The organism is Nocardioides pyridinolyticus (assembly GCF_054653575.1).
The window spans coordinates 1-216 of the sequence record NZ_BAAIFY010000121.1; the positions used below are offsets into that span (position 1 = coordinate 1).

The window sequence follows — 216 nt, forward strand, 5'->3', positions numbered from 1 at the left end:
GGAGAAGCTCCGGCCGGAGACCCTGCTCGTCGAGCGCGCCTACATGCTCGGCCTCAGTGCTCCGCAGATGACCGTCCTCGTCGGCGGTCTGCGCGCCCTCGGCGCCAACGTCGACGGTGCCCAGCACGGTGTGCTGACCGACCGCCCGGGGCAGCTGACGAACGACTTCTTCGTCAACCTGCTCACCCCGGGCCGCACCTGGAAGGCCTCGGAGTC

Annotated in this window: 1 protein-coding gene; it reads left to right on the plus strand. The window is 70.4% G+C overall.

Features of this window, described 5'->3' with window-relative positions:
- A partial coding sequence (locus tag ACYQ0U_RS22905) for a hypothetical protein (protein ID WP_459976182.1) occupies positions 1 to 216 on the plus strand: 216 nt, incomplete at both ends.